This is a genomic window from Sulfitobacter sp. 1A13496, assembly GCF_043557225.1.
Classification (GTDB): Bacteria; Pseudomonadota; Alphaproteobacteria; order Rhodobacterales; family Rhodobacteraceae; genus Sulfitobacter; species Sulfitobacter faviae.
Genome location: NZ_JBIFFP010000001.1, coordinates 1,210,118 through 1,231,249, shown reverse-complemented (window position 1 = coordinate 1,231,249; position 21,132 = coordinate 1,210,118). Strand labels below are relative to the sequence as shown.

Here is a 21,132-nt window from a genome sequence, read left to right as displayed (position 1 = left end):
GCTTCGTAAGCGGCTGTCACCCCGCATGTCGCCTGCGGGGGGCATGAGGCAGGATAAAGCGCCGCATTGCCCGCCAAGGAGGCGGCCCCCGTAACCTGCCAAGCCCAAACGCAAAACAGGCGGCCATGATGCTCTGGCCGCCTGTTTAAAAGGATTGTGTTAAGAGATTATGAAGGCCTTAGACGCTACATTTGCCCACCAGCGCCTCATAGCGGTTGGTGATCCAGCCGAGCGCCTCTTGCGGGTCTTTTTCTTCGATCTGGCCGGTGAAGCGCGAGAATACGGCGGCGGAGCGGCTGTTTTCGACCATTGTGGTCCGCTCACCGGTGATGACGGTGTCGTAGACGAAGAAGGCAATCGCGACGAGCAGTACGCCGCGCACGACGCCAAAGATGAAGCCAAGCCCTTGGTCCACGCCGCCCAGCATTGAGCGGTGCACGAGCGAGGAGAAGAGCGGCGTGAAGAGCGAGACCACGATCAGCGCCGCGGCAAAGACCAGCGCGAAGGCACCGATCACCGACAATTCGCAGCTATCGGCCAAAAATTCGCCTACATAGGGGAGCTCACGCACCAGCGGTTCGACCTGCGGCGCAAAGAGAAAGGCCAGCACAGCCGCTGCAATCCAGCCTACAATCGCCATCAACTCGCGCACCAGCCCGCGGCCATAGGCCAGCAATGCCGATAGCACGATGACAACCGCGACCACCCCGTCAATAATGGTAAAACCGTCCATGCGCGTTCTCGCCCTCGTCTAAGGGGGGATCAGCCCGCCCCGAAAATTTCGCCAACAAATCCGGTCAGATCGCTCATCGTATTCAGCGCAATTCCGGTCACACCCACAGCCTTGCCGCCGCGCGGTGCAATAGCGCTCGTAAAACCAAGTTTTTGCGCCTCTTTCAACCTGTTTTCCGTCTGGCTGGCGGGGCGCAGCGCACCGGAGAGGCTAATCTCGCCGAAAACAACGGTTTCGGCGGGCAGGGCCGCGTCTTCCCGCGCCGACAGGATCGCGGCGGCCACGGCGAGATCGGCGGCGGGTTCGGAGATCTTCATCCCGCCCGCCACATTGAGGTAGACATCCAGCCCCGCGAAAGGAATTCCGCACCGCGCTTCCAATACCGCGAGGATCATCGCCAGACGCCCCGAATCCCAGCCCACCACCGTGCGGCGCGCTTGGGAATGGGGCGAGGGTGCCACGAGCGCCTGAAGCTCGACCAAAACAGGCCGGGTGCCTTCGATGCCCGCAAAGACAACCGAACCGGGGGAGGGTTGCCCGCGTTCCGACAAGAACAGCGCCGAGGGGTTGATCACCTCTGACAGACCGCCGCCCGTCATCTCGAAAACGCCGATCTCATCCGCCGGGCCGAAGCGGTTTTTCACCGCGCGCAGGATGCGGAACTGGTGGCCACGCTCTCCTTCGAAATAGAGCACGGTGTCGACCATATGCTCCACCACGCGGGGGCCAGCGATCTGGCCTTCCTTGGTGACATGGCCCACGAGGATCACCGCGACCCCGCGGCGTTTGGCGAAGCTGGTCAACTCATGCGCCGCCGCGCGGACCTGACTGACCGAGCCGGGGGCGCTTTCGACGTTGTCGGCCCACATGGTTTGGATCGAGTCGATGATGGCAAGCTGCGGGCGCTCGGCCTCGAGCGTGGTTAGGATGTCGCGCAGGTTGGTTTCCGCGGCCAGTTTCACCGGCGCTTCGGAAAGCCCCAGACGTTGCGCGCGCATGCGGACCTGCGCGCTGGCTTCTTCGCCGCTGACATAGATCGTCTTGAGGCCGGAATTTGCGAAATGCGCGGCGGCTTGCAGCAGGAGGGTCGATTTCCCGATGCCGGGATCGCCGCCCACGAGGATCGCCGAAGCAGGCACCAGCCCGCCGCCCAACACGCGGTCCAACTCCGCAATGCCCGACTGTGCGCGCGGGGGCGGGGTTTCTTGTGTGGCAAGATCGGTGAGTTCAATGGCAGAGCCGCGCCTTGCGCCCAAGGATTTGCTGGGCGGGCCTGCGGAGATGCCTTTGTCTTCGACGATGGAGTTCCAAGCGCCGCAGGCGTCACAGCGCCCGGACCATTTGGAATGTTTCGCGCCGCATTCGGCGCAGGAAAAACTGGAGGAGGATTTGGCCATGGGCCCTTTTCGCGCAGGTGCCCGATGGCGTCAAAGGAAAAGCATCCGGCCCTTGGGTGATGATCCCGGGGGGGAACCCAATGGGCCGGATGCCGCCGCTGGCATTACTCAGCGGCTTTGGGCGGCAGGTCGATCACGATATTGTCGAGCGATGTCGTCTCAGGCTTGCGCTCGGGTGTTTCGGTCTGGACCACACGTTCAAGGCCAAGCTCAGGCATAATCTCACGCATCTCGTCCCGCAGACGTTCAAGCTGGGCCACGGCGACGCTTTCTTCGAGTTCGACTTCGTGCAGCCAGTGCTTCATCTCCGTCGAGATGGCTTTCGCCTGATCAAGACGGCTGTTGAAAAGTTCGACTTCTTCCTGACGCTGTTTGAGGAAGCTGCGGGCACGGGCCAGTTTCTCATCCGAATAGACTTCGGCCAGATCGCGGGCCACATGGCTCATCTGAGCGGCCATTTCCAGCACGGCAGGCTCCAGCGTGGCGAGGTCGGGATGATCGCGCAGATAGGCCAGACGCTCGCGCACCGAATCGAATTCTGAGCTCATCTGAAAGGTTTCGGCCCGGTCGGCGGCGTGCACGGCGGCATAGGCGCGGGCTACGTCCTGCATGCCGACATTGAACTGACGGTGCGAGGTCTCAAGCTGCATGACGCGGCGGTTGGTGGGCAGGAAAAAGCACAGGCCCACAGCAAGGACGGTCAGCGCCAGTTGGGCGTACATCCCGGCGTTTTCGACAGGCTCACCGCCGTATTGCAGATCAAGGCTGATCCAATTCCAAAGGCCAAGGGCCGCCATGATGCTGGCCCCGGTAAGGGCAAGCGCCGCAAGGGCGAAGACCACAACGGCGAGCCGCTGAAAGGCGAATTGAATGAGGTAGGCAAAGGAACGAAGCTGGGACATACTTTCTCCCCCCTGGAAGAGCTACTAAGCAAGTTTCTGCCGACCAACGCCTCCTTATCCTTCTTTGTTCCCATTCCCTGCGGGATTATGCTGAGGATTTAACGTAGTTTTGCCGAGATTATGGCACAACCGCAGGTTTTTCGGAAGTTATTTGCGCCTGCGCAGTGCAATTCGTGATCTGCAGCGCAGGGCAGGGACGAGGCGTACCCTGGGGAAATGGCAGTGAGTCGCGCAGCGTCTTTCGCGGCGGCGTGCTGCGATGCGGGGGAAGATCGCCGACCTAACCGGCGTAGTTTCGCGCATATCTTGCGCCCAAAGAGGTGAGCACCTCATAGCCGATCGTGCCCGCCCAATCCGCCAAATCATCAACGCCTTGGCTTTGCCCCAGCAGTTGCAGGGTCGCGGGCACCTCGTCCAATGCAGAGACATCCACCGTGATCAGGTCCATTGAGACGCGCCCGAGGATGGGTAGGGTAACACTCTCATGCTGGAAACAGGCAGTGCCGGTCGCATTGCCCATCGCGCGCAGAAGGCCGTCGGCGTAGCCCGCGGCCACGGTGGCGAGCGTCACGGTGCTCTCCGCAGTCCAAGTGTTGCCATAGCCCACAGTCTCCCCGGGGGTAACGCTGCGGGTCTGGATCACCGGCACGTCGAGGGTGACCACGGGCCGCGCCTCTGTGAAAGGGCGCCCGCCGTAAAGACCGATGCCGGGCCGGGTGACGTCGAAATGATACTCCGGCCCCAGCAGAATGCCGCCCGTTGCGGAGAGCGAGCGCGGCACCTCGACCCCTTGGGTCATGTCGCTGAAACTGCGCAGTTGCGCATCGTTCATTTCATGATCCGGCGCGTCCGAGCAGGCCAGATGCGACATGATCAGCGTGGGGTTCTGGCTCAGCGCGATGTCGCGCAGGGCTGCCCATTCCGCAGGCTCCATCCCCAGCCGGTTCATCCCGCTGTCGAGTTGGATGCCGAAAGCATGGCCGGGCAGGGTCTCTAGCTGGCGCAGAAGCTGCTCTGTCGAGTTGATCATCGGCGTCAGCGCGGCACCGGCAATCGTCTCCGCATCCCCCGCCATATGCCCAGAAAAGACATTGATCACCGGGCCTTCGCCCAAGGCTTGGCGCAGGGCCACGCCCTCTTCGGTCAGGGCCACGAAGAACTGCCGCGCACCGGCCTCAGCCAATGTTTTGGCCACACGGGCGGCGCCCAGCCCATAGCTGTCGGCTTTGACCACGGCGGCGGTCTCGGCCTTTGTCATACGGTCGAGGGCGCGCCAGTTGTCGGCGATGGCTTGTAGGTCGATGGTCAGGGTCGCTTTGCTCATGCGCGGATGTGGGCCGGAATGAGGGGGGAGGTCAAGCGGCCAGGGGCACCTAACGTCATGCGCGACAGGGAGGTGGGGGATTTGTTACAGTTTTGCCTACCGGATGCGCAGGATGGGGAGGTCAGGCGGATGTCACGGATCAAGATCATGTTCGGCCATGCGGGCGTGTCGCTCATGGCGCTGGCCGCTGTGGTGGCCTTTGTTGCGATGCTTTGGGGGGCGCCGCTGTGGTCTTGGGCGCTGGTGCCGCTGGGGGTCGCGGCGCAGATGCTCAATGAATACAACCTGCACCGGCATGTCTTTCACCTTGCCCCGCCCAAGCGGCAGTGGGCCTTTGATCTGCTGTACCGCGCGCATTACGGGCACCATGACTTCCCGACCAATCACGGGCTGTTCTTCGTGCCGGTCTGGGTCGCGCTGCCGATGCTCGTGGGGAATTTCCTTCTGGTCTGGGGCATCGCGGCGCTTTTGGGGTTCGAGGCCAGCATCTGGATCGCCACGGCGATCGTGCCCTTGGGCGGGGTGCTGATCTTTCTGGGCTATGAGTGGTTTCACATGACGGCGCATCTGACGGTGCCGAAAACGGCGGTGGAGCGGCATGTCACGCGGCTGCACAACCAGCATCACTTTCGCGACTTTAACAAGTGGTTCCACGTCAGCCCGGGCGGGGAGATCATCGACCGGGCCATGGGCACCGATATCGACACCGAGGCTTTGAAACAGCAGCAGCGGGTGGCTTTCATCCGCACCTTGGGGATGCAGCCCGATGACCCAAGACTGCTGGCCGCCCGCGCGAAATTCGCCGGGAAATACGGGCTGAGCGAGGCCGAAGTGGCCCGCGCCGCGCGGGGGTAGGTGTGAAACTTCCGTAACGTTACCCGAAGGGCGCTTGCCTGTCCCCGTGGCGCGGGTAGGCTTGGCCCAATTCAAGGGAGGACGAACCATGCACCAACATATGACCACCACGGCCCTGCTTGCCGCGGGCCTTACCGCTGGCGCGGCGCAGGCGGAAAACCGGATCGACCGGCAATTGCCGAATGCGCCCGAACTTGCGGCCTATGGCGACCATGCCGTGGGGGTGCGGACACTGGAGATGGTCAACCCCGGCCAGATCGACATCCTCGCCATCGACCCCGCCGCCGACAAGCCCGAGGAGATGCCGCGCTACGACCGGCCGCTGACGGTGGAGATGTATTACCCCGCCGCCGAGGGGGCGGAGGGCGAGACCTCCTTCAAGGCTTATCTCCGCGACGGCACCACCGAGGTCACGCTCGAGGGACAGGCCATGCGCGACGTCGATCCGGCGACGGGCGAGACCTTTCCGCTGGTGCTGATCAGCCATGGCTATCCGGGCAACCGTTACCTGCTGTCACATCTGGCGGAGAACCTCGCCTCCAAGGGCTATGTCGTGGCTTCGATCGACCATACCGACAGCACCTACCGCACGCAGGCGGCCTTTGGCTCGACGCTGGTGAACCGCTCGCTGGACCAGCTTTTCGTGCTGGAGCAGATGGCGCAGAAGGCCGCGGATGGCGGTGATTTCGCGGGGCTTTATGATGCCGAGAACACAGGTCTGATCGGCTATTCCATGGGCGGCTACGGCGCGATCATCACCGCCGGGGGCGGGGTGACGGAGGCATCGGTTGGCTATACATGGGGCGGTCCGCATGGAACGCTGGGCATTCATCAGGCGGGCTCCAAGACGCATGACGCGCTGCCCGATCCGCGTATCAAGACCGCCGTGGCCTTCGGCCCCTGGGGCATGAACCGCGGCTTCTGGGATGCCGAGGGGCTGGCCGGGGTGCAGATCCCGATGTTGTTTATCGCAGGCTCGCAGGACGATACCTCGCTCTACGAGAACGGCATCCGGGCGATCTGGGAGAACACCTCGAACGTAGACCGTGCGCTGCTGACCTACATGAACGCGGGCCATAACGCGGGCGCGCCCATGCCGGCGCCGGAGGAGGCCTATTACTTCAGCGAGGACAAGGGCTTCAACATCTCGGAGCATTACACCGACGCGGTTTGGGACACGGCGCGGATGAACAATATCGCGCAGCATTTCGTGACCGTGTGGATGGACAGTCATTTGAAGGGTGACGAAGCCAAGGCTGCGTATCTCGATCTGGTAGAGAACTCGAACGACGGCGTCTGGTCGGTCGAGGAGGATGGGACCGAGAAGGAGGACCACAGCTACTGGAAGGGGTTTCCGGAGGGGACCGCCAAGGGGCTGATGTATGAGGAGAAATCGGCGGCAGAGTGAAACGCGTGGCCCGGTTGAAACGCCGGGCCTCCTTGCCACCCTGGCCCGGAACAAGCCGCAGGCGCCGGGCCATCGCCTGCCCGCCCGGACGGGTAGGCGATTTGGTGAGGCTGGGCGTAACTCGGCGAACGCACATCACGGCTGAACCATAAAGTGGCACGAGGCCACCGGGGATCGCCGACCCGCGGGCAGGCGATGGCCCTTGTTCCGAGAATTTCAGTTTGGAAGTACCGCAGGCTCTCCCCTCAAAACTCCTGATCGTCCCCGCCGCCCTGCTGCCAAGGCTGCACGAGGTTGCCGAAGCGGGTGAACTTGCCCTCGAAGCTGAGGTCAACCGTGCCGATGGGCCCGTGACGCTGCTTGCCGATCACCACCTCGGCGCGGCCGTGCAGGCGCTCCATCTCTTCCTGCCAGACCGCCATCTTGTCGAGCTCGTGATCGCCGGGTTTCTCGCGCTCCTTGTAGTATTCCTCGCGGTACACGAACATCACCACGTCGGCGTCCTGTTCGATCGAGCCGGATTCCCGAAGGTCCGAGAGCTGCGGGCGTTTATCGTCGCGGCTTTCCACCTGACGCGAGAGCTGCGACAGGGCGATCACCGGAATGTCGAGTTCCTTGGCGATGGCCTTGAGACCCATGGTGATCTCGGAAATCTCGTTCACCCGGTTCTCGGATTTGCCGGTGCCGCGCACCAGCTGCAGGTAGTCGATGATCAGCACGTCAAGCCCGTGGGTCCGCTTCAGGCGCCGTGCGCGCGCGGCAAGCTGGCTGATCGGCAGGGCGGGCGTGTCGTCGATGAAAAGCGGGCAGGCCTCGAGCGCCTTGGCGGCATCGACAAAACGGCGGAACTCGGCCTCGGTCATGTCGCCCGAGCGGATCTGGTGGCTGGGGATCTCGGCGGCCTCGGAGAGGATCCGCGAGGCAAGCTGTTCGGCGCTCATCTCGAGGCTGTAGAAGCCCACGACGCCGCCGTCGATGGCACCCTCAGTGCCGTCGGGCTTCATCCCGCGCTTGTAAGCCTTGGCCACGTTGAAGGCGATGTTGGTGGCAAGCGATGTTTTACCCATCGAAGGGCGCCCGGCGAGGATCAGAAGGTCCGAACGGTGCAACCCGCCCAGTTTCTTGTCCATGTCGATCAAACCGGTGGAGACGCCCGAAAGCCCCCCGTCACGCTGGTAGGCGGCATTCGCCACGTTCACCGCGTCGGTGACGGCCTTCAGGAAGGACTGGAAACCGCTTTCGACCTGGCCCTGTTCGGCCAGCTTGTAAAGCTCCTGCTCGGCCTCGACGATCTGCTCGCGCGGCTCGGAAGAGACGTCGACCTGTGCTGCCTTGGCCGAAATGTCGCGACCGAGCTGGATGAGGTCGCGGCGCACGGCGAGGTCATAGATCATCTGCGCGTAGTCGCGTACAGCGAAGGCGCTGATCGCTGCACCCGCGAGACGGGCCAGATAGGCCGGGCCGCCCAGCTCCTTCAGCCCCTCGTCGTCTTCCATGAAGGCCTTGAGCGTGACCGGGGAGGCGAGGTTGTTCTTGGCGATTCGCTGGGCCGCGATGTCGAAGATGCGGGCGTGGACCGGCTCGTAGAAGTGTTTGGGCCCGATGACGGACGCGACACGGTCGTAGACGTCATTGTTGGTCAGGATCGCGCCCAAAAGCTGCTGTTCGGCCTCGATCGAATGCGGCATCGATTCCGGTGCCTGCACGGCCAATTGGTTCGCGTTTAGCGATGTAATCTCGTTCATGACCTCACCCATTTCTACCCAGATGGACCTCATAGCCAGTGGGTTCGTCCGGCGCAAATTGTATCTTTTGTGGATATCTTTACCGACAAAAGGCCCCACCACATTTTGCCTTGTGGTGGGGCCTTCGGTCAACATCTTGCGGAATTTCGGTTAACTTTTGCGGGATTCCTGCCAATCGCGCGGGGCGTTCAGGAAGGCTTCGACCTCCGTCAGCGTGGCTGCGTCAAAGGTCCCTTGGGCCCGGGCCTCGGCCAGCACGTCCCACCATGTGCAAAGCGCGTGGAGCGTAACGCCATGGTCGCCAAGGGTCTTTTCGGTCTGGGGGAAGATGCCGTAGTGGAAGATCACCGCCGTATGGGCGCAGGTCGCCCCGGTTTCGCGAATCGCGTCGACGAAGCTGAGTTTCGAGCCGCCATCGGTGGTCAGGTCTTCGACCAGCAGCACGCGCTGGCCCGGCGTCATCTCACCTTCGATCCGCGCGTTGCGACCGTAGCCTTTGGGCTTTTTGCGCACATAGGTCATCGGCAGGGCCATGCGTTCGGCGACCATGGCGGCAAAGGGGATGCCCGCCGTCTCGCCCCCGGCGATATTGTCGAAGGCCTCAAAGCCCGCGTCACGCATGACGGTGACGGTGAGGAAATCCATCAGCGTGGACCGGATGCGTGGGTGAGAGATCAGCTTGCGGCAGTCGATATAGGTGGGCGACGGCAGGCCAGAGGCCAGCGTGAAGGGCTCCTCCGCGTTGAAATGCACCGCGCCGATCTCCAGCAGCATGCGTGCGGTGAGGCGGGCCATTTCTTGGGGGCTTGGGTGGCTGGTGGGGATCATGGCAGGCGTCCTTGGGTGGGGAGAGGTCGGAGCGGTATTTAAGAAAGGATGAAGATCAGGTGGTCCAGTGCAGATCGAAATCGGGGTCGAAGACCGTGACCGGGCCGTCGGGCGTGTCGATGCTGTCGGGGTGCTGGGGTGCTTCGCGGCGCAGGGTGATCTGTGTTTCGTTCGGCGGGAGGCCGTAGAAGGCAGGGCCGTTGAGCGAGGTGAAGGCTTCGAGATTGTCGAGCGCGCCGTCTTCTTCGAACACTTGAGCGAGGATGGACATCGTGCTGGGCGCGGTGAAGCAGCCGGCGCAGCCGCAGGGTTGGAGTTTCGCGCCATCGGTATGGGGCGCGCTATCGGTGCCGAGGAAAAAGCGCGGATCGCCGGAGGTGGCCGCTTGGCGCAATGCGCGGCGGTGGGTCTCGCGTTTGGCGACCGGCAGGCAGTAATAATGCGGGCGGATGCCACCGGCGAGGATGTGGTTGCGGTTGATCACGAGGTGGTGCGTGGTGATCGTGGCAGCAAGCCCGCTGGCGTTGCTGCGCACATAGTCGGCGGCCTCGGCGGTGGTGATATGTTCCATGATCACGCGCAGCGCGGGGTGGGCGCGGCGGATCGGGTCGAGCACACGGTCGATGAAGACAGCTTCGCGGTCGAAGATGTCGACCTCGCTGTCGGTGACCTCGCCGTGGGTGCAAAGGGGCAGGCCGATTTCGGCCATCCGGTCGAGCACCGGCGCGACATTGTCGAAGTTCGACACGCCGCTGGCGGAGTTGGTGGTGGCGCCTGCGGGATAGAGTTTGACGGCGTGGATCAGCCCCTCGGCATGGGCGCGGGCGACATCGTCGGGGTCCGTCTCCTCGGTCAGGTAGAGGGTCATCAGGGGCGTGAAATCCGCGCCCTCTGGCAGGGCGGCCATGATCCGGTCGCGGTAGGCGGCAGCCTGGGCGCCTGTCACCACGGGGGGCACGAGATTGGGCATGATGATGGCGCGGGCAAAGTCGCGGGCGCTGTGCGGGACCACGGCGCGCAGCATGTCGCCGTCGCGCAGGTGCAGGTGCCAGTCATCGGGACGGCGGATCGTGAGGCTTTGTGTCATGGGCGCGGGGCTAGCACAGAGCGGGGCCGCGCGCCAGATTGAAAACCTATCCGGTGGCGGTCGCGGCCTCGGCCACACGGGCCTTGCGTCTGGCGCGGATGCGTTCGAGGCGGCGGGCAAAGCGGGGGGCTTTCATCCGGGCCGAGACATTGGCGCAGAGCGCTTCGAGCAGCAGTTCGCGCCCTTGGGTGTTGATCGCTTGGCTGAGGTTGCGCAGATAGGGTAGGTAATCGCGCCGCGCGCGGTAGAGGGCGGCGAAGCGGGCTGCGTCCAACGTGCCTTCGGCGGCTGCTTGCAGCAGCGGGTCGAGCTGGTCGATCTCTAGCAGGTCGGTTTGCAGCGCATCGCCCATGAAGGGCATCCGCAATTTGGTGACATTGGCACGGGTGAAGAGCGCCGCATGCATCGCGTCGAGCCTCTCGCGCGGATCGTAGAGGACGAAGACCCGTTCGGCGGCGTCGAGCATATCGGGCGCATATCCATAACGGGACGTGAAATCGAGGATGCGCATATCGGCGAAACGGTCATCCCATTCGGTGATGCGCGGGTTCAGCGTGGCCTGCGGTTGGATCGCCACCACCGCCGCGCCGGGGGCGGCCACGGAATAGACGGCGGCGGCATAGGCGCAGGGGCCGGCGCCGTAGAAGAGCACTTGATCGAATTCGTCGAAGAAGCCGTCGTCGATCAGCCGGTCGAAATAGGCATAGACCTCTTCGGCGCGGAACCATGTGTCTCCGTCGCTGGCAAGGCACAGATGCGACCAGTCGTGATTGCGCACCATGTCCCAGCCCAAGGGCTGCGCCTTGTCAGAGAGCGCATGCATGCCTTGATAGGTCTCGAAGGTGACGAGCAGGGTCGTCTCACGCTCGATGAAGGCGGAGAAGTGGCTTTTACCCAGAGATTGGAAATAGCCGTCTTCTTCGGCGACGGCCTCAATCGCGCGCAGCCATTTGCGTTTGGGCATATCGGCCAGTGAGCTTTCGATCGTGGGCGTCTCGCGCGGCATCGGGCATCCTCGGGCTTGTCGGGGCGGGGCAGAACCGCCGTTTCAGCTGAGTGTAGCCGGATATTAGGGCGAAAATGCGGAAAATCCGTGAGAAATTGAAGAGAATGTGACGGTTTTCCGGGGGCGCGGTTGTCGGAGGGGCGTTACCACCTACGGCGGAAAGCCACGACTTTGTTGTGCGAGCCGCGGTGATAATAGGCCAAGCCCGCTTGCATGAAGGCGGTGAAGACCTTGTTGACACCCTCGGGGCCGATCCATTGCGGGTGCAATTCGATGATCGCGGCGCGGAGGGTGTCGAGGGGCAGGGTGGGGATGAGATCGACCTCGGCCCCTTCGATGTCGCAGATCAATACGCTTGGGGTGAAATCGGCAAAGACTTTAGCCGCGTCGAGCACGTCGATCTGATGGGGCTCAGGCGGGTATTCGTCTTTGAAACGGGTCAGGGAAGACGACAGGATGCGGTCGCGCACATAGAAATCCGCCTTGCCGGGGGCGGGGCCGAGGATCGCGTTGGTGACATGGGCGTTCGACAGCCCGTTGGCCGCGTGGACCCGTCGGATATAGGGGATGAGGTTGGGGTTCGCCTCAAAGCTATGGACTGAGGCGACATTGCGTTTGCTGGCCACCAGCGTCGACATATAGCCAACCCCGCCGCCCAGTTCGATCACCCTGTCGCCTTCGCGGACGACGCGCAGCGCAGCCTCACTCTCCTTGGCTTCATAGGCGTTCTGTCGCAGCAGCTTGCGGATCCGCCCGCGCAGGATCGCCGGATCGTCGGGAAACTTCATGCCGCGGGAGTGGATGAAATTGGGTTCAGACGGGGGCGCGGCCTGTGTCACGGGTCAGCTTTCCATATCGAGGGCAAGGGCATAGGCAGCGCGTTCGGTTGCGGTTAACTTGATGTTAAGCGCTTGGCGGTAGAGATCGCGGAACTCCGGTGTCTGGCGCAGTTCTTCGGCCTTGGCGCGGTGCCAGTCGAGGCCCGCTTGGTGATGTTTGCGGAGTTGGGCGTCGGTGAGGAGGTGGTTCATCTCGGCGCGCAGGCGGGGCAAATTGCGCTGGATCGACAGGTCGCGGTGGTCGTTCCAGTCCATTCGGATCCAATAGTTGATCCCGATGGAGCGGTCGACGTGAAGGGCGCGCCCGCGCTGGCGTTTGATGAGGAAGGAGTCGGCTGACCGGAGGGCATAATGGTTCAACTGTAGCAGATCATAGCCGACGTTGCTGCGCGAGGACCGCCAGCCGTTGCGCAGCGCGTCGCGCGTCATGTCGCGGCCCGCGCCGTTGACCCATTTGACCTTGGACACCGCGGCCTCGTCCAATTTGTTTGGGCGGTGGCAGGAGAGTTTGCCATAGGCGCCGAGGTTGCGGAACATCGTTTTGAACCCCCATGCGGTATGGGGTTTGGGGCAAAAACTCGGCGCGCAGTGGTCGAATTGGCCGATCACGGGGGCCTCCGACAGGGCGGCCACGCCGTTGTGGCCGAAGAGGCGCCACGTCATCGCGATATTCGTGGCCTCGGGGGCGGCGGCGAAGAAGTCTTCAAGCCTGCCGTTGCCGGTGCGGATGTTGACGAATTCGTCCACATCGATATGCGCGATCCATTCCGCTTGGCGGACGAGCGGTTCCTCCAGAGCTTGGTTCAGCGCGTGTTGTTGGGGGGAGTTGCCTTTCCAATCGTCGTTGTTGCGGTGCTGGAGAATGCCCATATCTTGCAGCCGTCCCAAAACGGCATCGGTGCCGTCGCTGCAATCATTGGTGTAGATCAGGAAGTTATCGATTCCCACGGCGCGGTGATAGGCCACCCATTCGACGATATAGGGCGCTTCGTTCTTCATGCAGGCGACGATGACATTGCCGCTGTTGCCGGGCGGCAATGCGCGCGGGGGCACGGCGGTGTAGGCGGGCGCGGGTTGGTCTTCGCCCGCAGGGGCTGCGCCGTTGTGGGGGCGGAAGGGGCCGCGCAGGATGGTTTCGTGGTTGACCTTCAGCCGGGTGAGGAGCCGGGCATTGGCGGCGCGTGTCTCTTCGGGGGCGTCGGGATCGTGCAACAGCGCCTCGAACCTCGCGGCGGAGCGGTGGGCCTCCTCGGTCTCAGCGCGTTTTTGCGCGAGCGGGGTCGCGGTACTGCGGATGCGGTGGGCGAAGGCGGCGAGGTATTGGGTGGCGCGAAAGCCGAACTGGGGGTCGACTTCTTGCCACGGGGCCTCGGGCGCGTCGGGGGTAAGCGCCTGATCCAGCCCGGGAAAACGGGCGATGAGTGCTGCGTTGTCGCGGGCGAAATGGTCGGAGATCGCGGCGAGGCTCCCCGGTTTGATCACGGGGCCGCCGATTTGCAGCGCTTGCAACATCTGGCTCCATGTGCTGCGCGGACAGGCGAGGTCATGGGCCTGTTGGTAGCGGATCAGCACATTGTTGAACTGCCGCATCCGCGTCAGCCAAGGCGCGGGCAGGGCTGCGAGGGCGCGGCCGGGATCGACGGGGCCGAGGGGCGTGGAAAGGCCGAGGCTTTCGGTGATCTCGCCGGCCCCGGCCTTAGACATAAGATGGGGCAGGTCGAGGGTGCGAAAGGTGATCTTCTCTGCGCCGAAGGCGGCGGCCCAATGGGCGTGCAGCGCTTGATAATCGAGCCAAAAGGGCGGGGCTTGCACCTCGGGGAAAAGGCCGAAGTCCGGCGCGGTCTCTCTCTGCGCAAGCGCGCCCTGCCACCAGTCGCCGCGCTCGGCCAAGGCCAATTCCTGCGTCAGCGGATGACGGCGGCTTTCGGCCACGGCAAAGCCGTAATGCGCGACCAGCGTCCGCGCCTGTTCATCCAGATGCGCGATCACGCGGATATCGTCGAAATAGGGGCGCAGCAGATCGTGCAGGGCGCGCAGCTCCTCGGGCCGGGACAGCAGATTGCCCAGTTGCGCCGCGCTAAGCACCACATGATCGGCGCGGGTCTTGGCCAGCTCATGGGGGATCAGCGCGTGAAATTCATCGCGCAGGGTGGTGCCGATCAGGGGGCTGTCCAAGCCGCGGCGGTGCCGTAGCAGCCCCACCGCTTCCGGGGCGGCGCAAGCGGCATAGAGGCGGACGTGGTTCCAGTCAGCGGCGAGAACCCCCTGCTTGAGCAACGCGTCCTTTTGCTGTTGCAGGATGTTGCGCAGCCGGGCGGCAGCGCGTTCGGACGGACCGATGAAGAGAGTCAGCCGCATCACCCGGCCTCCGCCTTGCCGGTGTTGCTTTGGCCCCACCACGGCAAGTCGATCTCAAGATAATCCGCGATCTTGTCGCGCGCCTCGGGGTCTTCGATGTCGAACTCCAGAAAGTTGGCACAGCCGGCGAAGACACGGCGGCAAAAGGCGAAATGCCCTTCGATCCACCGGGTAAGCTCGGCCTCGTTGCGACCGAAACCGCGGGGCAGCCCCGGCACATCGGCCTGCGGCAAGCGGCGGCGGCCCAGATTATTCCAGCGCATCATGCTGTTGGCCGTCTTGGCCGGATCACGGTGCGAGAGTAGGAACTTGACCTCGGGGTGGTGTTGCTGGATGGCGCTTATCACGCCCCAATCGGTCTGCGGCCAGAGGCTGCGGTCATGGCGCACGGCGCTCATCTCATTGATCACGTCGAACTCATGCAGCCGCGCCAGCGGGTCGCCGCTGGCGAAGTAATCGGCATAGATGATCCGCCCTACATGCGCGCCGGTAATCTCGGGCGAGGTGCTTTGGCCCTTGCGGATGCGCCAGTCCGCGACCTTGAGCCCGGCGTGGCGCAGCGCATCCGTGAGCGTGGTGGTGCCGGTCTTGGGCAGGCCGAGGTTGACTATCCGCGGCCCTGTCATGTGAGGCCGATCTCTTTGCGGATCCGCTCTTCGGCGGCGCAGAACGGGCTGGCGTCGCGCAGTTGCGCCTGCATTTCGCGGTAGCTGGGATCGGTCAGCAGCGCGTCGCGGCGCGCGCGGTGGGCGGCCACGGAGGCGGCATGCAGATCGGCGACGCCGGGCAGCGCTTTCAGGCGGTCGATTTCGGCGTGCAAGGCGGGCAGGTAGCGCTGGATCGAGCGATCCTCCCAAGCCGCGTCGTTCCGGTCGCGCCAATAACTGTCATCAAAAGCGCGGTGTTCGCGGTTCACGTCGCCACGGTCGTTCTTGACGAGATAGCTGTCAAGCGAGCGCAGCGCGTAGTGGTTCAGCGTGGCAAAGCGCCGTGCGCCGCGGGCGGGAAAGGCCCGGATGCGGCGTTTGGTGGCGGCACTGCGGAAGGGCTTAGGCACCTGTCGGCCTGCGCCATCGGTCCAATGCGGCTGATGCTTCGTGTCGTCGTGGAAGGGCCGGTGCGCCCCGTAGTAGCCCAAGGGAAAGTCGTGCCGGACCAAGGTCTTAACCTCAATCGCCGTATCGGCGCACCAAATGTCGGGGTTATGGCTATGAGTGAATTGCGCGATGACGGGTGCGTCGGCAAAATCCTCGACCCCGCCATTGGCGAAGAACTGGAAATGCAGCGAGATCGCCTGCGGGTTGCCGCAGGCCGTGATCAGAGCGGGCAGGCGGTGGTCGCCGACATGAATGTTAAGGAACTCGTCCACATCGGCGATCCAGACCCAATCGGCCTGCGTGACGATGGGGTGACGCCGCGCATCCTTGAGCGCCTGCATCTGGTAGTTTCGATTGGTGGCCGGGTTGGGCAGATGGGTGACGATACCGTGGCGGGCAAGCGCGTCGAGCAGGGCATCGGTGCCATCGCTGCAATCGTTGGAGTAGAATAGGAAATCCGTGACCCCTATCACCCGGTTGAAGGCGATCCATTCCAGCAAAAACGGGCCTTCATTCTTGACGCAGGTGACAGCGGTGATGCGCATGTCAGACCCCGCCGCGCCGGATCGCGATGAAAATGCTCTGTCCCATATCCGCCCCTGTGGCCCCCTTGTTGCCGGAAGCCGTCGTTTATCGCGCAGGACTATGCCAGCGCGGGGAAATCCCGTCAATCTGCCGCCGCGCGGTCTGCCCTCTTGACGGGGCGGGGTGGGAATGCACCACTGGGGCCATGAAAAACATTGATACGATCGACGCGGTCCAAGAGATGCTGAGCGCTGAGGGCTATGTCTGCGACCGCGCGCTTGGGGTCGTGGTGTTCCTCAGCCTCACGCTGGGGCGGCCCTTGTTTTTGGAGGGCGAGGCGGGCGTTGGCAAGACCGAGATCGCCAAGGCGCTGGCCGCCGGTCTGGGGCGGCGGTTGATCCGGTTGCAATGCTATGAGGGGCTCGACGCTTCTAGCGCGGTTTACGAATGGAATTTTCCCGCTCAGATGGTGGCGATCCGCACGGCGGAGGCAGGCGGCGGTGCAGACCGGCGCGCGCTGACGCAGGAGTTGTTCAGCGACGACTACCTGATCGAACGCCCGCTGTTGCAGGCGCTGCGCCCGGATGAGAACGGCGCCCCGGTGCTGCTGATCGACGAGTTGGACCGCACCGATGCGCCTTTCGAGGCGTTCTTGCTGGAGGCGTTGAGCGATTTTCAGGTGACCATCCCCGAGCTTGGCACGATCCGCGCGCCCGAGCCGCCGATCGTGATCCTGACCTCGAACCGCACGCGTGAGGTGCATGACGCGCTGAAACGCCGCTGTCTTTACCACTGGGTCGATTACCCGGATGTCTCGCGCGAGATGGCGATCCTTGCGGCTCGCGCGCCTGAGGCGGCAGAGGCGCTTAGCCGCGAGGTGGTGGCCTTTGTCCAGCAATTGCGGACCGAGGATCTGTTCAAGAAGCCGGGCGTGGCGGAGACGATTGACTGGGCGAAATGCCTGCTGGCTTTGGATGTCACAACGCTCAGCCCCGAGGTTATCGCCGATACGCTAGGGGCCGTGCTGAAGTATCAAGATGACATCGCCAAGCTGCAAGGCTCCGAGGCGGCGCGCATTCTCGACCAGGCCCGCGCATCGCTGGCGCCTGGCTGAACCGATGGCCGAAGACCTACCTTTGGACCTGCCTGACGACCCCAAGCTGGCGGGGAATATCACCCATTTTGCCCGCGCCCTGCGCCGGGCGGGGCTGTCAATCGGGCCGGGGCGGGTGGTAGAGGCGGTGGAGGCCGTCGCCGCCGTGGGCTTCACCAGCCGCCGCGATTTCTATTGGACGCTCCATGCCTGTTTCGTGAGCCGCCCCGAACAGGCGCGGGTCTTTGCGCAGATATTCCGGCTTTATTGGCGTGACCCGCGGTATTTGAAGCATATGATGGCCGCGATGCTGCCTGCGATCCGCGGGGTGCAAGAGGATCGCCCCGCCACGCCCGCCGAGAAACGTGCGGCAGAGGCCCTGTTGGACGGGGCCGAGGCACCGGAGCGGGAGGACGCGCCTCAGCCCGAGGAGACCCTCGTCGAGGTGGATGCGAGCCTGACCATGTCCGCGCGGGAACGGTTGCGGACATTGGATTTCGAACAGATGAGCCTTGCGGAAATGGCTGAGGCGAAACGGATGTTGGCCAAGCTCGACCTGCCGGTGCCGCCGATGCCGAGCCGCCGCAATGTGGCGGCGGCGCGGGGGCGGATCGATGTGGCGCGCACGATGAAAGCGGCGCTGCGGCGGGGCGGAGAGGCGGACCGGCTTTATCGGAAGACACCGCGCGCGCGCTATCCCAACCTCGTCGTGCTGTGCGATATTTCCGGCTCGATGAGCCAATACAGCCGGGTGATCCTGCATTTTTTGCATGCGGTGGCCAACCGCAAGGGCAAAGGCTGGGCGCAGGTGCATGGTTTCACCTTTGGCACCCGGCTGACCAATATCACCCGGCATCTCGCCACCCGCGATGTGGATGCGGCGCTCGCCGCGGCGGGGGCGCAGGCGCAGGATTGGGAGGGCGGCACGCGTATCGGCGCGGCGCTGGCGGCCTTCAACCGCGACTGGTCGCGGCGGGTCATGGGGCAGGGGGCGGTGGTCTTGTTGATCACCGACGGGCTGGACCGGGACGACCCGGCGGAATTGGCTCGGCAAATGCAGCGGCTACATCTGACCGCGCGGCGGGTGATTTGGCTGAACCCGCTGCTTCGCTGGGACGGTTTCGCGCCCAAGGCGGCGGGCATTCGCGCGATGCTGCCCCATGTCGATAGTTTTCGCGCCGGGCATTCGATTGCATCATTGGAAGCGCTGGCCGAGGCGATCTCGCGCCCCGATGATGCGGGGGAGAAGGCGCGGATGTTGGCGGGGTTAAACGCAGAGGTTTAGCCAATGAGGGGCAGGCGGAGGGCTGCGGGTCTCTCCAAAACCAGAGGGGTCTCGGACCCACCCTTGATTGATCCCGGCCTGTCACCCGCCTGTCGTCGGTTCAAGCGAAATAGCCGTATCCCCTAAAGGGGCCCCTCGGCGATTTAGCTTGCCCCGCCGCCCTGCGCGCGACCGTTTGGTCTCAAGCAAGGGCGGCTCCGAAACCAGAGGTTCAGGCGAAGGTCTGGGCGAAAGTGGTCCGGTAGATCGTGCGCAGGTCCGACAGAGGCGCGGAGGCGCAGCCGAAGCTGACCTTGTCGCCGCCAAAGGCGCCGACGGCGGTGACCGCTACGCCCGCTTCCTTGCCCGCGGCGATCAGGGTTTCCGCGGCGTCGGCGGTGCAGGCGACGAGGTAGCGGGCTTGGTCTTCGCCGAAGAGGGTGGCGGTGTCTTCGCTTTCGATTTCGACGCCGATCCCTGCGGTTTCGGCCAGCTCGAAGGCCGCGAGGGCGAGGCCGCCGTCGCCGAGGTCGGTGCAGGCGGAGATGTGGGTGGCATGTGCGCGGATGAATTCGCCGTGGCGGCGTTCGATGGCGAGGTCGACATGGGGGGCGTCGCCCTCGGCCCGGTCGAAGGCTTCGGCGAGCAGGGCGGATTGGCCGAGGTGGCTGCCAGTCGCGCCGATCAGGAGGGCGACATGGCCGTCGCGCAATTGGTTGCTAATGACTTGGTCGAGGCTGTCGATCAGGCCGACCGCGCCGATGGTGGGCGTGGGCAGGATGCCCTTGCCGTCGGTCTCATTATAGAGCGAGACGTTGCCGGAAACGATGGGCATGTCCAGCGCGCCCACGGCCTCGCCGATGCCTTTGATGGCGCCGACGAATTGGCCCATGATCTCGGGCTTTTCGGGGTTGCCGAAGTTGAGGTTGTCGGTCGTTGCCAGCGGTTTGGCGCCGACGGCGCAGAGGTTGCGATAGGCTTCGGCGACGGCCTGTTTGCCGCCTTCGGTTGGGTTGGCTTTGACGTAGCGCGGGGTCACGTCAGAGGTGAAGGCCAGCGCCTTGTCGGTGCCATGCACCCGCACGATGCCCGCGCCGAGGCCGGGCAGGCGGACCGTATCGCCCATGACCATCGTGTCGTATTGTTCGTAAACCCAGTCTTTCGAGGCGTGGTTCACGGAGCCGATCAGGGCGCGCAGGCCTTCGATCGGGTCGATGCTGGGCGCATCGGTCAGCGCGGCGGCGGCGGGTGTTTCCACCCAAGGGCGGTCGTATTCGGGCGCGGTGGAGGCGAGTTTTGACAGCGGCAGGTCGGCTTTGACCTCACCATCGAGACAGATGAGGAACCGGTCTTCGGGGAGGGTTTCGCCCACAATGGCGAAGTCGAGGTCCCATTTGTCGAAGACGGCTTTGGCCTCGGCCTCAAGCTCGGGGCGCAGGACCATGAGCATCCGCTCTTGGCTTTCGCTGAGCATCATTTCATAGGCGGTCATATGCGGCTCGCGCGTCGGAACCTTTTCAAGGTCGAGACGCACGCCGAGACCGCCTTTGTCGCCCATTTCCACGGCAGAGCAGGTGAGGCCCGCAGCACCCATGTCTTGGATCGAGATCACGGCGCCGGTGGCCATCAGCTCGAGCGTGGCTTCCATCAGGCGCTTTTCGGTGAAGGGGTCGCCGACTTGAACGGTGGGGCGTTTCTCTTCGATGGTGTCGTCGAATTCGGCACTGGCCATGGTGGCGCCGCCGACGCCGTCGCGGCCGGTTTTCGCACCGAGGTAGACCACGGGCATGCCCACGCCGGAGGCGGCGGAGTAGAAGATCTTGTCGGCATCCGCTAAGCCTGCCGCGAAAGCGTTCACGAGGCAGTTGCCGTCATAGGCTTTGTCGAAACGCACTTCGCCGCCAACGGTTGGCACGCCGAAACAGTTGCCATAGCCGCCGACGCCTTCGACGACGCCGTGCACAAGCTGGCGTGTTTTGGGGTGATCGGGGCGGCCGAAGCTCAGCGCGTTCATCGCCGCGATGGGGCGCGCGCCCATGGTGAAGACATCGCGCAGGATGCCGCCGACGCCGGTCGCCGCACCCTGGTAGGGTTCGATGTAGGAGGGGTGGTTGTGGCTTTCCATCTTAAAGACCAGCGCTTGGCCATCGCCGATGTCGACCACGCCCGCATTCTCGCCCGGGCCACAGATCACCTGCGGGCCGTCGGTGGGCAGGGTGCGCAACCATTTCTTGGAAGATTTATAAGAGCAGTGCTCGTTCCACATGGCCGAGAAAATGCCCATCTCGGTGTAGTTCGGCTCGCGCCCGAGGATATTGACGACCTCGGCGTATTCCTCGGGGGTGAACCCGTGGCTGGCGATAAGGTCGGGCGTGATGGCTGGATCTTGCATGGAAATTCCCCGGCTGGCGCGTTTGCGCCCTCATACAAGGGGAAATGCCGGGGGGGAAGTGGCTTTGGCCGCCTGCGGGCTGAAAGAAGGCGATGGGCCAAAAAAAAGGCCGAGCTAAAAGCTCGGCCAAGTCCAACAGGGAGGTATGAAGCGACGCGCCCTCAGGCTGTCAATCTTCATGATGGTGAAATAGGAGGCAGGGCTGCCCAAATCAAGGCTATTTAACATCGCAAGTCATCATGGCCGATATGCGCCTATTGCATGGCTGGCCATGGGCTG

The 21,132-nt window shown here is 64.0% G+C and carries 17 protein-coding genes; 4 read left to right on the top strand and 13 right to left on the bottom strand.

Annotated features, from left to right (window positions below; translation table 11 throughout):
- Positions 1–178: 178 nt before the first annotated feature.
- The 4 genes from ACGYLX_RS06050 to alr all read right to left on the bottom strand — a co-directional run bounded on the left by ACGYLX_RS06050 (position 179) and on the right by alr (position 4,356).
- On the bottom strand, positions 179–733 hold the full coding sequence (locus ACGYLX_RS06050) for a CvpA family protein (protein ID WP_394447937.1): 555 nt from the start codon (positions 731–733) through the stop codon (positions 179–181).
- Between the two features lie 29 nt (positions 734–762).
- A complete protein-coding gene (radA, locus tag ACGYLX_RS06045; RefSeq protein ID WP_067268243.1) occupies positions 763–2,130 on the bottom strand; it encodes a DNA repair protein RadA in 1,368 nt (455 codons plus the stop codon).
- Between the two features lie 104 nt (positions 2,131–2,234).
- Positions 2,235–3,032, bottom strand: a complete 798-nt coding sequence (locus ACGYLX_RS06040; RefSeq protein ID WP_168613528.1) for a DNA repair protein — start codon at positions 3,030–3,032, stop codon at positions 2,235–2,237.
- Between the two features lie 280 nt (positions 3,033–3,312).
- Complete coding sequence (gene alr, locus ACGYLX_RS06035; RefSeq protein WP_394447935.1) at positions 3,313–4,356, bottom strand: alanine racemase; 1,044 nt, start codon at positions 4,354–4,356, stop codon at positions 3,313–3,315.
- 129 nt (positions 4,357–4,485) lie between these two features.
- On the opposite strand from alr, the gene ACGYLX_RS06030 reads away from it, so the two are divergent.
- Both ACGYLX_RS06030 and ACGYLX_RS06025 read left to right on the top strand, forming a co-directional pair.
- Complete coding sequence (locus ACGYLX_RS06030) at positions 4,486–5,211, top strand: sterol desaturase family protein (protein WP_394447933.1); 726 nt, start codon at positions 4,486–4,488, stop codon at positions 5,209–5,211.
- Between the two features lie 100 nt (positions 5,212–5,311).
- Positions 5,312–6,619, top strand: a complete 1,308-nt coding sequence (locus ACGYLX_RS06025) for a dienelactone hydrolase (protein ID WP_168613175.1) — start codon at positions 5,312–5,314, stop codon at positions 6,617–6,619.
- A gap of 245 nt (positions 6,620–6,864) precedes the next feature.
- Here the strand turns inward: ACGYLX_RS06025 and ACGYLX_RS06020 are convergent, their stop codons facing one another.
- The 8 genes from ACGYLX_RS06020 to ACGYLX_RS05985 form a co-directional block, all read right to left on the bottom strand.
- Complete coding sequence (locus tag ACGYLX_RS06020) at positions 6,865–8,364, bottom strand: replicative DNA helicase (RefSeq protein WP_067268251.1); 1,500 nt, start codon at positions 8,362–8,364, stop codon at positions 6,865–6,867.
- A gap of 150 nt (positions 8,365–8,514) precedes the next feature.
- Positions 8,515–9,192 (bottom strand): orotate phosphoribosyltransferase, encoded by a 678-nt coding sequence (locus ACGYLX_RS06015; RefSeq protein ID WP_168613172.1) that lies wholly within the window; start codon positions 9,190–9,192, stop codon positions 8,515–8,517.
- A gap of 55 nt (positions 9,193–9,247) precedes the next feature.
- On the bottom strand, positions 9,248–10,279 hold the full coding sequence (gene pyrC, locus ACGYLX_RS06010) for a dihydroorotase (protein ID WP_168613173.1): 1,032 nt from the start codon (positions 10,277–10,279) through the stop codon (positions 9,248–9,250).
- Positions 10,280–10,325: 46 nt separating this feature from the next.
- Positions 10,326–11,285, bottom strand: a complete 960-nt coding sequence (locus ACGYLX_RS06005; protein WP_168613174.1) for a phosphoadenosine phosphosulfate reductase — start codon at positions 11,283–11,285, stop codon at positions 10,326–10,328.
- A 143-nt stretch (positions 11,286–11,428) separates the two neighbouring features.
- Complete coding sequence (locus ACGYLX_RS06000) at positions 11,429–12,124, bottom strand: FkbM family methyltransferase (RefSeq protein WP_394447930.1); 696 nt, start codon at positions 12,122–12,124, stop codon at positions 11,429–11,431.
- A gap of 3 nt (positions 12,125–12,127) precedes the next feature.
- Positions 12,128–14,482 (bottom strand): glycosyltransferase family 2 protein, encoded by a 2,355-nt coding sequence (locus tag ACGYLX_RS05995; RefSeq protein ID WP_394447929.1) that lies wholly within the window; start codon positions 14,480–14,482, stop codon positions 12,128–12,130.
- Positions 14,482–15,108, bottom strand: a complete 627-nt coding sequence (locus ACGYLX_RS05990; RefSeq protein ID WP_168613239.1) for a sulfotransferase — start codon at positions 15,106–15,108, stop codon at positions 14,482–14,484. Before ACGYLX_RS05990 ends, ACGYLX_RS05995 begins: the two co-directional genes overlap by 1 nt.
- Entirely contained in the window at positions 15,105–16,124 is a 1,020-nt protein-coding gene (locus ACGYLX_RS05985) for a glycosyltransferase family 2 protein (RefSeq protein ID WP_168613238.1), read from the bottom strand. Before ACGYLX_RS05985 ends, ACGYLX_RS05990 begins: the two co-directional genes overlap by 4 nt.
- Positions 16,125–16,309: 185 nt before the next feature.
- Here ACGYLX_RS05985 and ACGYLX_RS05980 point away from each other — a divergent pair, with 185 nt between their 5' ends.
- Positions 16,310–17,218, top strand: coding sequence for a MoxR family ATPase (locus ACGYLX_RS05980; RefSeq protein ID WP_168613237.1), 909 nt, complete (start codon positions 16,310–16,312; stop codon positions 17,216–17,218).
- Between the two features lie 4 nt (positions 17,219–17,222).
- Positions 17,223–18,482, top strand: coding sequence for a VWA domain-containing protein (locus ACGYLX_RS05975; RefSeq protein ID WP_394447926.1), 1,260 nt, complete (start codon positions 17,223–17,225; stop codon positions 18,480–18,482).
- Positions 18,483–18,693: 211 nt separating this feature from the next.
- On the opposite strand, the gene purL is transcribed toward ACGYLX_RS05975, so the two are convergent.
- Positions 18,694–20,853, bottom strand: a complete 2,160-nt coding sequence (gene purL / locus ACGYLX_RS05970; protein WP_394447924.1) for a phosphoribosylformylglycinamidine synthase subunit PurL — start codon at positions 20,851–20,853, stop codon at positions 18,694–18,696.
- Between the last annotated feature and the right edge of the window lie 279 nt (positions 20,854–21,132).